Below are 13,585 nucleotides of genomic sequence, written 5' to 3' on the forward strand. Positions count from 1 at the left end.
TAGCAGGGATCAACAAGGAGCGTGAGGCGACGTTCCTCTACAGGTCTCGTGTCCCGGACGCGATGCAGCGCGAAGCGATGCGTCGCAGAGCCGGGACCCAGAAATGCCGCCATGGGCCCCGGTTCAGCAGCGCATCACGCCGCGAAGAGCGGCGCCTAAAGCGCGTTCACGCGCGTCTTCGACGCGCTATGGCACTGCGCCCGGGGCACGAGAGCCGCAGCGCGCCTTAGGCGCTCTTGTTCTGCCGCATCAGATCGGCAAAACGCTGGAACAGATAGTGCGAGTCGCGCGGGCCCGGTGAGGCCTCGGGGTGGTACTGCACCGAGAACACCGGCTTGCCGTCGAGCTGGATGCCGCAATTGGAGCCGTCGAACAGCGAGATGTGCGTCTGCGTCGCGCCCTTCGGCAGCGTCGTCTCGTCCACCGCAAAGCCGTGGTTCATCGAGGTGATCTCGACCTTGCCGGTGGTCTCGTCCTTCACGGGATGATTGGCGCCGTGGTGGCCCTGATGCATCTTCTTGGTCTTGGCGCCGACGGCGAGACCGAGCATCTGGTGACCGAGGCAGATGCCGAAGGTCGGAGTGCCCGACTTGATCACGTCCTGAATGACAGGCACGGCATATTTGCCGGTCGCCGCCGGATCGCCCGGTCCGTTCGACAGGAACACGCCGTCCGGCTTCATCGCCAAAATGTCTTCCGACGAGGTCGTCGCCGGCACCACCGTCACCTTGCAGCCGACGCCGGCGAGCAGGCGCAGGATGTTGCGCTTGATGCCGTAGTCGATGGCGACGACGTTGAACTCCGGCTCGTTCTGCCGCCCAAAACCCTTGTCCCACACCCAGGGCGTCTCATCCCAGGTGAAGCGCTGGCCGGAGGTGACCATCGGCACAAGGTCCATGCCCTCGAGGCCCGGCCATTCGCGCGCCTCTTCCTTCAGGCCGTGCAGGTCGAACTCGCCGCTCTTGGCGTGCGCGATCACGGCGTTGGGCATGCCCTTGCTGCGGATCAGCGCGGTCAGCGCGCGGGTATCGATGCCGGAGAGTCCGATGATGCCGCGCGCCTTCAGCCACTGGTCGAGGTGCTTGGTGGCGCGGTAGTTCGAGGGATCGGTGATCGCGGTGCGCAGGATCACGCCGCGCGCGCCGGGCGTCGCGGCCATGTTCACCGTCTCGATGTCTTCCTCGTTAGTACCGACGTTGCCGATATGCGGGAAGGTGAAGGTGATGAGCTGGCCGGCATACGAGGGATCGGTCAAGATCTCCTCATAGCCGGTCATCGCGGTGTTGAAGCAGACTTCACCGACGGCGTGGCCTTCGGCGCCGAGACCAAAGCCTTCGAGCACCGTGCCATCGGCAAGCACGAGGAGCGCGGTCGGTTTGTGGTCCGGCCAGGCGGGATCGTTGTCATGTTGTGTCATGAGCCCGTTTCATAGTCGCCCCAGGTGCGCCCGTCAAAGCGGAGATGCGCCGATTCACATGCGTTTTTGCATATTTGACAGGCCCCCTCAGGCACCTAAGCTTGCCAGAATAATTTCCGGCAATTTCCTGGGCTTGCGAGGCAATAATGGACCAGACCACCCCGATCGTCCTGGTTCCGGGGCTGGCCTCCTCGGCCCGGATCTATGCGCCGGTGATCCCGGCGCTCTGGCGGTTCGGTCCGGTGATGGTCGCCAACCATATTCGCGACGACAGCATGACAGCGATCGCCCGTCGTCTGCTGAGCGAGGCGCCGCCGCGCTTCGCGCTCGCCGGCCATTCCATGGGCGGCTACATCGCGCTCGAGATCATGCGCCAGGCGCCCGACCGCGTGATAAGGCTCGCGCTCATCAACACCCAGGCGCGGCCCGACACGCCGGAGGCGACGGCACGCCGCCGTGGTCTGATGGAGCGCGCGAGGCGGGGCGAGCTGCGCGAGGCACGCGAGGAGATGTTTCCCGAACTGGTGCATCCCTCGCGCCGCGACGACGCCGGCATTCGCCGGCTTGTGCATGAGCAGGGCGAGGACGTCGGCGTCGAAGGCTATCTGCGGCAGCAGACCGCGATCATCGCGCGGATGGATTCACGGCCGACGCTTGCGACGATCAAATGCCCGACGCTGGTGCCGACGGGGGATCAGGACAACACGATCCCGAACGCATTCTCGAAGGAGATGGCGGACGGCATTGCCGGCGCGAAGCTCGTCGTTCTCGCCAATTGCGGACATCTGCCGCAGCCGGAGCAGCCGCAGGCCTGCGCGGATGCATTGGTCGCATGGCTGCGGAACTGAGGTATTTTGAAACACAGCGGATATCGCCGGCGCGCGCGACAGCCGCGTCAGGTTGACAGCCTTGATGCCGCGGGACGAGCGTCCGACGGCTGCATGGCCCGCACGAGCTTGATGAATTCGACAGTCGCGGGCGACAGCGTGCGATGTCGTCGCGCATACAGCGCGAAAGTGGCGCTGATCGTCAGCTCCCGGGCCCTGAGCAGTGCGAGCACCCGGCCTTTGACATAGCCGGCAAGCAACGAGTCCGGCGCCCAGCCGATCGCATCGCTGTGAAGAACTGCCTGCACCATTGCCGAGAAGCTTCCGACCGAGATGCGTGGCATGAGCTGCTCGTCCGGCGAGACGCTCAGCGCGATCTTGCCGAGCCTTCCGAGGTTGCGACGGGCAAGCGCCCTGGAGAGCGGCGGGCCGGCGAACGGATAGTCGAGAAAGTCTTCCGGCCGGATGTCCCTGCGCCGCGCCAGCGGGTGCGCGCTTCGGCAGAACAACGCCAAAGGCGTTGTTGCCAGAATCTCGCTGTCGAGGTTTTCCCGTCCCTCGGCCTCGGTCGCGTCGGCGATGGCGATGTCCGAAATTCCCTCCAAGACGTCGTCCACCGCCTGCCTGCTGTCGACGGTCCGAAGCATGTATTTGAGCCGGGGGTGAGCTCCCGCCAGACGCCCCAGCGCCTGCGGCGCCCACAGCTCTGCCGGAAACACGCTGGCGCTGACCGTGATCCCGCCGGTCTCGAGGCCCTTCGCAAGATCGACCTCCCTGACAAGCTCCGACATGTCCCGCAGCACCGCCCGGCCTTGAGCCAGCACGATCGCGCCGAACATGGTTGGCTCCAGCGTGCCGGCTCCCCTTTCGAACAGGCGCACCCCAAGTTCGTCCTCAAGCGCCTGCACGCTTTTCGTAAGGGCGGATTGCGTGACGCCCAGGACGTTCGCCGCGCGCGTGAAATGGCGGTGTTCGGCCAAGGCGCGAACCATCTGTATCTGTCGGAGCGTCGGCACGATGAAAACTACTCATAAGATCAGTAATTTTATGAATTTGACATATATCGAACCGGAGCGCTACCGCGGTTGAAGCCAATCAATCAAGGGAGGACGCTTCGATGGCCGGTCGTTCGGCAATGGTCTGTGCAGTGACGGTTGCAACAATAGGGCTCGGCGCGGAGGTCGCGCTGGCGCAGCAACCGGCGCCGATGAGTGCCGCGGACTCTGACCCCGTGAAGATGGGCTGGATGGTGGGGGCCCCGCCGCCCGCGGACAAGCTGATCCAGTTCTCTAACGGCTCGCACTTCGCCTTTCCGCAGACGCGCTGGTCGTTTGCGAACTTCCAACGCTTCCTGCCGACGAGCAACGTCTGGCGGGGCGATAGCGCCGCGTCGCCGCTGCCGCGCGCCGAGCGGAGCGACATCGACGCCGTCAGTTTCCAGCCGCTCGGACGATCCGGGACCATGACGTGGGTGGAATCGCTCGCTGCCAACTACACCGACGCGATCGTTGTCCTGCACAAGGGCAAGATCGTGTACGAGCGCTATTTCGGCGTGATGAATCCGCACGCCACGCACATCGCGATGTCGGTGACGAAGTCCTTCTTCGGCACGCTCGGCGCCGTCCTGGTCGCCGAAGGCAAGCTCGACGAAAAGGCCCCGGTTTCGAAATATATTCCGGAGCTCAAGGACACGGCCTACGGCGATGCCACGGTGCGGCAGGTCCTGGATATGACGGTCGGCGTCAAATATTCCGAGAATTATGCCGACCCCAAGGCGGAGATCTTTGATCATGTGAGGGCCGGCGGCCTCGTGCCGCGCCCGCCTGGGTATGCCGGGCCGACCAGCTTCTACGGCTTCCTCAAGACGTTGCAGAAGGAAGGTCAGCACGGCGAGGCGTTTGCCTACAAGACCGTCAACAGCGACGTTCTCGGCTGGCTGATCCGGCGGTCGTCCGGAAAGACTGTCGGCGAGCTGCTGTCCGAACGGATCTGGCAGAAGCTCGGAATGGAGCAGGATGCCTATTTGCTGATCGACAGCGAGGGAACGGAATTTGCCGGCGGCGGGCTGAATGCGGCCGTCCGGGACCTGGCGCGTTTCGGCGAGATGATGCGGCTTGACGGGACCTACAACGGGCAGCAGATCGTACCGAAAGCCGTCGTCGACGAGATCCGCAATGGCGGCAAAAAGTCCGATTTCGAGAAGGCCGGCTACAAGACGCTTCCGGGTTGGAGCTACCGCGACATGTGGTGGGTCACCCACAACGAGCACGGCGCGTTCATGGCGCGCGGCGTCAACGGCCAGTCGATCTACATCGACCCCAAGGCCGAGATGGTCATCGCGCGCTTCGGCTCGCACCCGATGGCGGCCAACGCCCACAATGATCCGACGACGCTGCCGGCGTTTCACGCGCTGGCCAAGCATCTGATGCAGTGACGCCGTTCGGCGCGCCGGCGGACCGCCCGCCGGCGCGAATACTTGGGCGAGGTTGACCCGGCCCGGCTCGGTTCTGGGATGGCCAGAACCGGGCTTAACTGTTGTTCTCGCGGCGCGAAGCGCTTAATTGAGCATCCTGTCAGACGAGAGGACATCAGGATGATGCGCGACGACATCAACAATGCGGTCAAGGAGGCCATGAAGGCCAAGGACGAGCGCAAGCTCACCACGCTGCGCATGGTCAACTCGACCATCAAGAACGCGGACATCGAAGCGCGCGGCAATGGCAAGCCGCCGCTGTCGGACGCCGATCTGCTCGCCGTGCTCCAGAAGATGATCAAGCAGCGCCAGGAAGCGGTCGAGCTCTATGACAAGGGCGGCCGTGCCGAGCTCGCAGCCCAGGAGCGCGAGGAGATCGCGGTGATCTCGGCCTATCTGCCGAAGCAGATGTCGGACGACGAGGTGAAGAAGGCGATCGCAGATGTGATCTCTGAGACGGGCGCGGCCGGCATGAAGGACATGGGCAAGGTGATCGCCGCGCTGAAGGCAAAATACGCCGGGCAGATGGATTTCGGCAAAGCCAGCGGTCTGGTGAAGGCGGCGCTGACGGGCTAAGCGCGGTTGTCATTCCGGGGCGCGCGCAAGCGCGAATCCGGAATCTCGAGATTCCGGGTTCGATGCTTCGCATCGCCCCGGAATGACGAAGAACGGGGGAGCCACCGATGACCAGCATCAAGCCCTTTCGCATCGAAGTCAGCGACGACGTCCTCGTCGATCTCAAATCGCGGCTCAATCGAACCCGCTGGCCGGAAGCGGAGCTGGTGGACGACTGGAGCCAGGGCGCTCCGCTCGAATGGATCAAGGAAATCTGCCGCTATTGGGCCGAAACCTATGACTGGCGTGCGCGCGAGGCCCGGCTCAACCGCTTTGCGCAGTTCGTGACCGAGATCGAAGGTCTCGACATCCATTTTCTGCATGTGCGCTCGAAAGAGCCTTCAGCGCTGCCGCTGATCATCACCCATGGCTGGCCCGGCTCGATCGTGGAATTCCAGAAGGTGATCGCGCCGCTGGTCGATCCCGCTGCACATGGCGGCAATCCCGCCGATGCGTTCCACGTTGTCTGTCCGTCCCTGCCGGGCTTTGGCTTCTCTGCCAAGCCCAGGACGACCGGCTGGGGCGTCGACCGCATCGCCGCGACCTGGGCGAAGCTGATGGATCGGCTCGGCTATATCAGCTACGGCGCGCAGGGCGGCGACTGGGGATCGGCGGTCACGACCTCGCTTGGCGCGCAAGACCCCGAGCACTGCGCCGGTATCCACATCACGCTTGCCTTCAACACGCGCCCGCAGGTCGAAGGCGAGCCGACGCCTGAGGAGAAGCGTGCGCTCGCCGGGCTCAAGCATTACGTTGATCTCGACTCCGGTTACTCGAGGCAGCAATCAACGCGGCCGCAAACGCTCGGCTATGGCCTGACGGATTCACCGAGCGGGCAGGCGGCCTGGATCCTGGAAAAGTTCTGGGCCTGGACCGATTGCAACGGCCATCCCGAGAACATCTTCGAGAAGGACGAGCTGCTCGACAACGTCATGCTCTACTGGGTGACGGAGACGGCGACTTCGTCCGCGCGGCTCTATTGGGAAAGTTTTGGCAAGCGCCGGACGACGCCCAGGGTTGGCGTGCCGACAGGCGTTGCCGTGTTCCCGAAGGAGATCATCACGCCGGTGCGGCACTGGATGGAGCCGAACTTCCAGAACATCACGCATTGGAGCGAGATGGATAAGGGGGGCCACTTCGCCGCCTTCGAGCAGCCGGAGCTGTTCGTCGGCGAGGTCAGGAAGTTCTTTGCGACGTTGCGGTAGGCCTCCGCTGTCATTCCGGGGCGCCCGCAGGGCGTGCCCGGAATCCATCGGGCCGCAGGAAACGTCGCATCATGGATTCCCAGATGCGCAATTGCGCATCATAGCTCGACGCTTACGCGTCGCCCTGGAATGACGCCGCGGGGCTTGTCCCGCGCAATCGCGGCTCTAGACTGGGCAATAACAACAAGACACCGGGAAGACGACCCAACGCCATGCTCACCGAAGCCAAGACCTACGACGAACTCTACCGCAACTTCCGCTGGGATGTTCCGGCGCGCTTCAACCTCGCGGAGGCGTGCTGCGACCGCCATGCCGACGGCACCGGCCGCCTCGCGCTGGTCTATGTCGACGAGAACGGGACGACCACGCGCACCTCCTTCGACGAGGTCGCGGACATGTCGCGCCGCTTCGCCAACGTGCTGAAGGAGGACGGGCTCTCGCGCGGCGATCGCGTCGCGGTGTTCCTGTCGCAATCGCTGGAACTGCCGATCGCGCATATGGCGGCGTTCCGCGCCGGGCTGATCTCGATCCCGCTGTTTGCGCTGTTCGGTGAGGACGCGCTGGAATTCCGCCTGTCGAATTCGCAAGCCAGGGCCATCATCACCGACGAGGCCGGCTGGGAGAAGCTGACGAAGATCCGCGATCGGTTGCCCTATTTGCAGGACATCTATGTCACGAGCGGCGCCGTCCACGCCGGCGCAAAGCCGTTCTGGTCAGCGATCGAAACTGCATCTGAGGACTTTGCGACCGTCGATACATCCGCCGACGACCCCGCGCTGATCATCTACACCTCAGGCACGACAGGCAATCCAAAGGGCGCGCTGCATGCGCACCGCGTCGTGCTCGGTCATCTCCCCAATGTCGAGATGTGTCACAACTTCCTGCCGCGGCCCGGCGATCTCATGTGGACGCCGGCAGATTGGGCCTGGATCGGCGGCCTCGTCAACGCCCTGTTCGCATTCTGGTATCACGGCATCCCCCTGGTCGGCCATCGTGCGCGAAAGTTCGAGCCGCAGGCGGCGATGCAGATGATGGCCGACCTCGGCGTCCGCAACGTCTTCCTGCCGCCGACCGCGCTCAAGCTGATGCGGCAGGCCGGCGTGAAGCATTCCGGCGTCAAGCTGCGCAGCATCTTTACCGGCGGCGAGTCGCTCGGCGGCGAGCTGCTGGGCTGGGTGCGCGAGACCTTCGGCATCGACGCGCATGAAGTGTTCGGCCAGACCGAGTGCAACCTCGTGATCGGCAGCAACTCGAACCTGTTTCCGATCCGCCCGGGCTCGATGGGCAAGGCGACGCCCGGCTTCGACGTCCGCATCGTCAACGACAAGGGTGAGGAGCAGCCACGCGGCCAGCGCGGCATCATCGGCGTGCGCCAGCCGTGCCCGTGCACGATGATCGAATATTGGCGCAATCCGGAGGCGACGGCGAAGAAATATGCCGGCGAATTCCTGCTCACCGGCGATCTCGGCGTGCAGGATGAGGACGGCTATTTCTGGTACGTCAGCCGCGAGGACGATGTCATCACCACGGCCGGCTATCGCGTCGGCCCGTCCGAGATCGAGCACACGCTGATGAAGCATCCGTCGGTGGCGATGGCGGCGGTGGTCGGCATTCCCGATCCGATCCGCACCGAGTCGATCAAGGCCTGGATCGTGCTGCGGCCAGGCTTTACCGCAAGCGACACGCTCGCTCGCGAGCTCCAGGAGTTCGTCAAGGCGCAACTCGCCGCCCACGAATATCCCCGCTTCGTCGAGTTCGCCGAAACGCTACCGATGACGGCAACGGGCAAGGTGCTGCGGCGGGAGTTGCGGGCGAGGGGGTAGGGTGCGTTCCTCTTTCCTTACAATGGGAGAAGGGGGAAAATGCGTTGCACGATGCGCGTCGCGGTATCCTTAGACCGTTTTGCACATCACTCGCACGTGCAAGCCCTGCACTCTCACGCTAACATCAGCCCCAACAATATCGCGGCGAAGATCGCGTAAGGGAGGAAGCTGATGCCCATCTCGGGCAAGGTCGATCCGGTGGTGCGTCCCGTTGCAGCGACCGATATAGCCGAGGCGCTGGCCGAGGGCCTGCGCGATTTCCAGGCGCTGCCGCTCTACGGGCTGTGCTTTAGCGCGCTCTACGCCGCCGGCGGCATCGTTATCATGCTGTGCCTCACCGCCTTCGGCATGGTCTATCTCGTCTATCCTCTGGCCGCGGGCTTCGCGCTGATCGGCCCTTTCGTGGCAATCGGCCTTTACGAGATCAGCCGCCGCCGCGAGCGCGGTGAGCCGGTCTCCTTCGGCGCGATCTGGTCTGCGATACGCTCGCGCAGCGAGATCGGCTGGATGGCGTTCGTCACGTTGTTCGTGTTCGTGATCTGGATGTACCAGGTACGGCTCCTGATCGCGCTGCTGCTCGGGCTGCACGCCTCGTTCTCGAGCCTTCAGGAATTCATGACTGTGGTGCTGACGACCAGCGAGGGCTTGCTGTTCCTTGCGATCGGCAACGTCGTCGGGGCCGTGCTGTCGCTGATCCTGTTCTCGCTGACCGTGGTGTCGTTTCCGCTGCTGCTCGATCGCGAAGTCGATTTCGTCACCGCCATGGTGACGAGCGTGCGGGCGGTGGTGACGAGTCCGCTGCCGATGATCGGCTGGGCGGCCGTGATCGTGATGCTGCTGGTCGTCTCGGCACTGCCTTACTTCCTCGGGCTGATCGTGACGCTGCCCGTGCTCGGGCATGCGACCTGGCACCTCTATCGGCGGATTGTGGTGCCGGTGTAAGGTCGTCGCCCCCGCCTAGTGCGCACTTACGAACGGGGGCGGGGGGCCGTGACCCCAGGGAGATGTTGTAGCGCTGGATTGGTGGCCGCGAGTCTTTGCCAAACTCTATCCTGTGGTTATGGGTCCCGGGCTCGCGCTTCGCGCGCCCCGGGACGACAGAGTGCTACGGCGTCCTGATCGCCATCGCCTTCAATGCTTCGAGCATTTTCATCGGCGGCGACATCTTGATCTGCGGCGCCTTGCCCGTCTCCAGCAGGCTCTTCAGCCCCGACAGGATTGCGGGCCAGCCGGTGCGGCCGCCGGAGAGGATGTCGTCGCTGAGGTGGCGGTCGTGTCGCTCACTCATGGTGAGGCGGACGGCTTCGCCGGCCGGCTCGATCTCGTAGGTGACGAGCGTGGTGCCGAGCTTTTCGACGAGATCCGGCCAGTTGACGTTCCACGTCACCGTCAGCTTCCTCGGCGGATCGTATTCGAAGACCTCGCCGGAAATGTGCTCCGAACCGTCGGGTGCGCGCACGTTGAAGGTACCGCCGAGCTTCGGCTCGACCTCCACTGCAAAACCAGAGAAGTATTTGCGGCTGAATTCGGCCGAGGTCAGCGCCTCCCACACCTTCTCCGGCGTCGAAGCAATGTAGATGGTGTAGACTGTCAGTGGCTTGAACTGATCGAGGTTCATTTTGCGTCGAATCCCTTGTTGAGGGCTGCGCGCGGAATGGCTAGCACCTTGCCTCTTTCCAGCAGGCTCTTGAGCCCGGACAGGATCGCCGGCCAGCCATTGGAGACGGCGCCGAGATATTTGCTGCCCTCGACGAAGCCGTCATGCAACACGGTTAAACGCACGAGTGCGCCGAACGGTTCGATGGTGAAGACCACCCGCGAAATAGGTTCGCCGCGCAGTTCTTCGAACTTCTGGTGCTTGAAGCTGTAGGACAGCCGCCGCGGCGGATCTGCCTCCAAAATCTCTCCGGAATCGGTGGTCTCGCCGTCCAGCAGGAGCGCGAAGGGGGAGCCGACCTTCCAGTCTGACCGGACCTCAGCGCCGAACCAGTATTGCTTCGTGAACTCGCTTTTGGTCAGCGCGTCCCACAGTTTTTCCGGCGTGGTCTCGATATAGGTGACGTAGACGAATTCGGGCCGGGCCATCACGCCGCATCCTTCGCGCAGCTCGGGGGAACGATTTCGATCGTATGGCCGGTCTCGAGCATGCTCTTGAGGTTGGACAGCACCATCGGCCAGCCGCCGGAGATGTCGCGCAGCGCCTTGCCGTCCTCGCCAAGCTCGTCATGCGTGACCGTCAGCTTGACGACTTTGCCATGTGGTTCGAGATCGAAGGTGACGCGAGAAGTACCTTCACCCGCAGCTTCAGGCTTGCGATTGTGCCAAGTATACGCGAGCCGTTGCGTCGGATCGAAGGTGATGACCTCGCCCTCCACCTTCGGATTGCCGTTGTTGGTGAGCTTGTAGGGCGCGCCCTGTTTCCAGTCGGAGGTGATGCGATGGCCGAACCAGTAACGCTCGGTGAAATCGCAATCGGTCAAGGCCTGCCACAGCGCCTCGGGTGTCGTCTCGATGTAGGTCACGTAGACGTAGCTCGGCTTACTCATCGCGCTTCTCCAACTGGCGTTTCAACTCGCTGAGCGCGGCGAGCTTGCCGCGCTCGAATTTCTTGATCCAGCGTTCGCCGATCTGATGGATCGGCACCGGATTGAGATAGTGCAGCTTCTCGCGGCCATGCCTGATGGTGGTGACCAGATTGGCCTCTTCCAGAATGACAAGGTGCTTCGTCACGGCCTGCCGCGTCATCGCGAGGCCTTCGCAGAGTTCGTTCAACGTCTGGCCGTTCCTGGCATGAAGCCTATCCAGCAGCGACCGTCGTGACGCGTCGGCGAGCGCTTTGAAGACCTCATCCATGGCAGGGATAATAGGCAACCAAATAGTTGCATGTCAAGATGGTGTCTTTGGCGCCCGCAAGCGGTTGTGCTAGCCTCCAAGCTCAGCCAACGCAGATTGGTTCCGGGAGGATCGATGATCAGCCGTGTTCGCCTTGCTGCCTGCCTCGTCCTTTTTGCTTGCAGCACCGCTGCCCAGGCCCAGAAGCAGCAGGTGATCGGCGCGCCGCCGGAAGCCTCAAACATGAAGCTGGTCGGTACCAACGATCTCCAGGCGCGCAGCGCCTATCAGCCGACCATCCATCACCAGGGCGACCGCTGGATCGCCTATATCGGCCACCACGGCGGCACCGATGACGTCCCCAGTCCCGTCAATCCCATGACCGGCCAGGCGGAGCCGAACGGAACGTCGATTGTCGACGTCACTGATCCCGCGCATCCAAAATATCTGCGGCATCTGCCGGGCCAGGAGGGCAAGTATGAATCCGGCGGCGCGCAGATGGTGCGCGTCTGCGATGGCAAGTCGTTGCCGATGGGCGACCCCAATGCGGTCTACATGCTGCGCACCTTCGGCAGCCAGGCGCATGAGATCTGGAACGTCGCCGATCCCGCCAGCCCCGTGCTCGTCACGCGCCTCAGTGGCCTGAAGGACACGCACAAGAGCTGGTGGGAGTGCGACACCGGCATTGCCTATCTCGTCTCGGGCGCGCCCGACTGGCGCACGCGGCGCATGACGCAGGTCTACGATCTCAGTGATCCCGCGCATCCGCAGAAAATCCGCGACTTCGGCCTGCCCGGCCAGGAGCCTGGATCGACCGGCGCGGTGCCGACCGAGCTGCACGGCCCGATCTCGACCGGGCCGAATGGCAACCGCGTCTATTTCGGCTATGGCACCAACAAGGGCGGCATCCTGCAGATCGTCGATCGCGAAAAGCTGTTGACCGGGCCGAAGGAGCCGACGCCGGACAATCTGCGCTATCCAGAGATCTCGCGCCTTCCGATGTCCGCGTTTAACGGCGCGCACACGACGTTCCCGATGCTCGACATGCCCGTCGCTGAATTCGCCGAGGACAAGGACGGCAAGACCCGCGACATCGTGATGATCGTGGACGAGGCGATTCTCAACGAATGCACCGAGGCGCGGCAGATGGTGTGGTTCGCCGACGTCACCACCGAGGCGCGGCCGATGATGATCTCGAGCTACACCGTGCCGGAGGCGAGCGGACAGTTCTGCCAGCGCGGCGGCCGGTTCGGCTCGCATTCCTCGAACGAGAGCATGGCGCCGGTCTACTACAAGAAGATGGCGTTCATTGCCTTTTTCAACGCCGGCGTGCGCGCGCTCGACATCCGCGATCCCTATCATCCCAAGGAGGTCGGCTATTTCATTCCGTCGATCACGAGCGCGACGGACAAGCGCTGCATCCCGGTTGAGGGCGGTGCGCGCTGCAAGGTCGCGATCCAGACCAACAATGTCGAGACGGACGATCGCGGTTACATCTACATCGTCGATCGCGCCAATACCGGCCTGCATATCCTCGAACTGTCCGGCCCCGCGCGCGCCGTTGCCGGCCTGCCGAAGAACTGACGATGCGGCGCCGGGCGACGATAGCGCTTGCGGCGATCGCGCTCGGTGCGTCCGGTGTCGGCGCCTATCAGCTGGCGCCGGCTCCAGCGGAGCAGGCCGCGCATTGGCGGGAAATCGCGTGGCCGTTCCCGCGCGACGGCTGGCCGAAGGGGCGCGCATTTCGTTGCGATGGCGCCTGCACCGGCGCCGAGCTCTACGTACGCGCCAAGCGCGGCTTCTGCAATTGCGATCGCGGCGTTGCCGATGACGATGAGGTGGATCGCGTTGCTGACATCGATCTGATCAGCCCGCGCCTTTCGGCGATGGCGCTGGGTGAGGAAGTGGGCATCGGAGACATGCGCGGCCGCGCGAGGCGCTATGATCTCGACATGCCCGATGGCGCCCGTCACGCCGCGATCGGCATTGCCGTCTCACGCCGCTGCGAGCTCATCGTTGCGGCGGCGCTGGGGCGTGGAGACGTAAGCGCGGTGCAGCGCGCGGCGCTTGCGTTCCCGGAAACCCAGGAGATGAAGACATGGGCGACGGCGGCGCTGGACGGAAGGTGAGGGAGGTCCGACGCTTCCACCACCTCCGCTGTCATACCCCGCCACCGGGTCTCGCCTTCGGCGAGCCCGACGACAGGCTCCGGCGGGGTATCCAGTACTCTGTGGCCTTTCCGTATCCCACGAACGCCTCGGATTACTGGATCACCCGCCCTGTTTAGCCCGAACAGATCACTGACGGGTGTTCGGAGACATAGCTGACACATCAACATGGGCTGGATTGGTCGATTTGGGAGGCCGTCCATGCCCTGGAGTGAGGTGTCGGTA

The 13,585-nt window shown here is 63.9% G+C and carries 14 protein-coding genes; 8 read left to right on the forward strand and 6 right to left on the reverse strand.

The features are described from left to right. Positions 1 to 226: 226 nt before the first annotated feature. Complete coding sequence (carA, locus tag AC629_RS38360) at positions 227 to 1,417, reverse strand: glutamine-hydrolyzing carbamoyl-phosphate synthase small subunit (RefSeq protein ID WP_084809894.1); 1,191 nt, start codon at positions 1,415 to 1,417, stop codon at positions 227 to 229. 146 nt (positions 1,418 to 1,563) lie between these two features. Between carA and AC629_RS38365 the strand changes: the two genes are divergently transcribed. Then, positions 1,564 to 2,265, forward strand: a complete 702-nt coding sequence (locus AC629_RS38365) for an alpha/beta fold hydrolase (protein ID WP_084809895.1) — start codon at positions 1,564 to 1,566, stop codon at positions 2,263 to 2,265. Positions 2,266 to 2,312: 47 nt separating this feature from the next. On the opposite strand, the gene AC629_RS38370 is transcribed toward AC629_RS38365, so the two are convergent. Beyond that, the gene (locus tag AC629_RS38370) at positions 2,313 to 3,260 is read right to left on the reverse strand and encodes a LysR family transcriptional regulator (protein WP_283848230.1); all 948 of its coding nucleotides are present in this window, start codon (positions 3,258 to 3,260) and stop codon (positions 2,313 to 2,315) included. Between the two features lie 101 nt (positions 3,261 to 3,361). Here AC629_RS38370 and AC629_RS38375 point away from each other — a divergent pair, with 101 nt between their 5' ends. The 5 genes from AC629_RS38375 to AC629_RS38395 all read left to right on the forward strand — a co-directional run bounded on the left by AC629_RS38375 (position 3,362) and on the right by AC629_RS38395 (position 9,302). Beyond that, a complete protein-coding gene (locus AC629_RS38375) occupies positions 3,362 to 4,678 on the forward strand; it encodes a serine hydrolase domain-containing protein (protein ID WP_084809897.1) in 1,317 nt (438 codons plus the stop codon). 159 nt (positions 4,679 to 4,837) lie between these two features. Continuing rightward, entirely contained in the window at positions 4,838 to 5,293 is a 456-nt protein-coding gene (locus AC629_RS38380; RefSeq protein WP_084809898.1) for a GatB/YqeY domain-containing protein, read from the forward strand. A gap of 107 nt (positions 5,294 to 5,400) precedes the next feature. Further along, entirely contained in the window at positions 5,401 to 6,537 is a 1,137-nt protein-coding gene (locus AC629_RS38385; protein WP_084809899.1) for an epoxide hydrolase family protein, read from the forward strand. Positions 6,538 to 6,749: 212 nt separating this feature from the next. Further along, positions 6,750 to 8,360 (forward strand): acyl-CoA synthetase, encoded by a 1,611-nt coding sequence (locus AC629_RS38390; protein WP_084809900.1) that lies wholly within the window; start codon positions 6,750 to 6,752, stop codon positions 8,358 to 8,360. A 171-nt stretch (positions 8,361 to 8,531) separates the two neighbouring features. Continuing rightward, positions 8,532 to 9,302 (forward strand): DUF2189 domain-containing protein, encoded by a 771-nt coding sequence (locus AC629_RS38395; protein WP_084809901.1) that lies wholly within the window; start codon positions 8,532 to 8,534, stop codon positions 9,300 to 9,302. 163 nt (positions 9,303 to 9,465) lie between these two features. On the opposite strand, the gene AC629_RS38400 is transcribed toward AC629_RS38395, so the two are convergent. The 4 genes from AC629_RS38400 to AC629_RS38415 are packed head-to-tail and all read right to left on the reverse strand — an operon-like array spanning position 9,466 to position 11,213. Then, positions 9,466 to 9,978 (reverse strand): SRPBCC family protein, encoded by a 513-nt coding sequence (locus AC629_RS38400; RefSeq protein ID WP_084809902.1) that lies wholly within the window; start codon positions 9,976 to 9,978, stop codon positions 9,466 to 9,468. Beyond that, the gene (locus AC629_RS38405) at positions 9,975 to 10,445 is read right to left on the reverse strand and encodes an SRPBCC family protein (protein WP_084809903.1); all 471 of its coding nucleotides are present in this window, start codon (positions 10,443 to 10,445) and stop codon (positions 9,975 to 9,977) included. Before AC629_RS38405 ends, AC629_RS38400 begins: the two co-directional genes overlap by 4 nt. Next, positions 10,445 to 10,906: an SRPBCC family protein gene (locus tag AC629_RS38410; RefSeq protein ID WP_084809904.1), complete on the reverse strand. Its 462-nt coding sequence runs from the start codon at positions 10,904 to 10,906 to the stop codon at positions 10,445 to 10,447. Before AC629_RS38410 ends, AC629_RS38405 begins: the two co-directional genes overlap by 1 nt. Then, the gene (locus tag AC629_RS38415) at positions 10,899 to 11,213 is read right to left on the reverse strand and encodes an ArsR/SmtB family transcription factor (protein WP_084809905.1); all 315 of its coding nucleotides are present in this window, start codon (positions 11,211 to 11,213) and stop codon (positions 10,899 to 10,901) included. Before AC629_RS38415 ends, AC629_RS38410 begins: the two co-directional genes overlap by 8 nt. A gap of 114 nt (positions 11,214 to 11,327) precedes the next feature. Here AC629_RS38415 and AC629_RS38420 point away from each other — a divergent pair, with 114 nt between their 5' ends. Continuing rightward, positions 11,328 to 12,776, forward strand: coding sequence for an LVIVD repeat-containing protein (locus tag AC629_RS38420; protein ID WP_084809906.1), 1,449 nt, complete (start codon positions 11,328 to 11,330; stop codon positions 12,774 to 12,776). 2 nt (positions 12,777 to 12,778) lie between these two features. Next, positions 12,779 to 13,321 carry a hypothetical protein gene (locus tag AC629_RS38425; protein ID WP_084809907.1) on the forward strand — a complete coding sequence of 181 codons (543 nt, stop codon included), beginning with the start codon at positions 12,779 to 12,781 and terminating at the stop codon, positions 13,319 to 13,321. The last annotated feature ends 264 nt before the right edge of the window (positions 13,322 to 13,585 follow it).

This window comes from Bradyrhizobium sp. NAS80.1, from assembly GCF_001908205.1.
Lineage (GTDB): Bacteria > Pseudomonadota > Alphaproteobacteria > Rhizobiales > Xanthobacteraceae > Bradyrhizobium.

Bases quoted from the DNA above. Each gene is read 5' to 3' on its own strand.
- AC629_RS38375 (WP_084809897.1), top strand. From the start codon at position 3,362: ATGGCCGGTCGTTCGGCAATGGTCTGTGCAGTGACGGTTGCAACAATA.
- AC629_RS38385 (WP_084809899.1), top strand. From the start codon at position 5,401: ATGACCAGCATCAAGCCCTTTCGCATCGAAGTCAGCGACGACGTCCTC.
- AC629_RS38380 (WP_084809898.1), top strand. From the start codon at position 4,838: ATGATGCGCGACGACATCAACAATGCGGTCAAGGAGGCCATGAAGGCC.
- carA (WP_084809894.1), bottom strand. From the start codon at position 1,417: ATGACACAACATGACAACGATCCCGCCTGGCCGGACCACAAACCGACC.
- AC629_RS38420 (WP_084809906.1), top strand. From the start codon at position 11,328: ATGATCAGCCGTGTTCGCCTTGCTGCCTGCCTCGTCCTTTTTGCTTGC.
- AC629_RS38410 (WP_084809904.1), bottom strand. From the start codon at position 10,906: ATGAGTAAGCCGAGCTACGTCTACGTGACCTACATCGAGACGACACCC.
- AC629_RS38405 (WP_084809903.1), bottom strand. From the start codon at position 10,445: ATGGCCCGGCCCGAATTCGTCTACGTCACCTATATCGAGACCACGCCG.
- AC629_RS38390 (WP_084809900.1), top strand. From the start codon at position 6,750: ATGCTCACCGAAGCCAAGACCTACGACGAACTCTACCGCAACTTCCGC.
- AC629_RS38395 (WP_084809901.1), top strand. From the start codon at position 8,532: ATGCCCATCTCGGGCAAGGTCGATCCGGTGGTGCGTCCCGTTGCAGCG.
- AC629_RS38365 (WP_084809895.1), top strand. From the start codon at position 1,564: ATGGACCAGACCACCCCGATCGTCCTGGTTCCGGGGCTGGCCTCCTCG.
- AC629_RS38400 (WP_084809902.1), bottom strand. From the start codon at position 9,978: ATGAACCTCGATCAGTTCAAGCCACTGACAGTCTACACCATCTACATT.
- AC629_RS38415 (WP_084809905.1), bottom strand. From the start codon at position 11,213: ATGGATGAGGTCTTCAAAGCGCTCGCCGACGCGTCACGACGGTCGCTG.
- AC629_RS38425 (WP_084809907.1), top strand. From the start codon at position 12,779: ATGCGGCGCCGGGCGACGATAGCGCTTGCGGCGATCGCGCTCGGTGCG.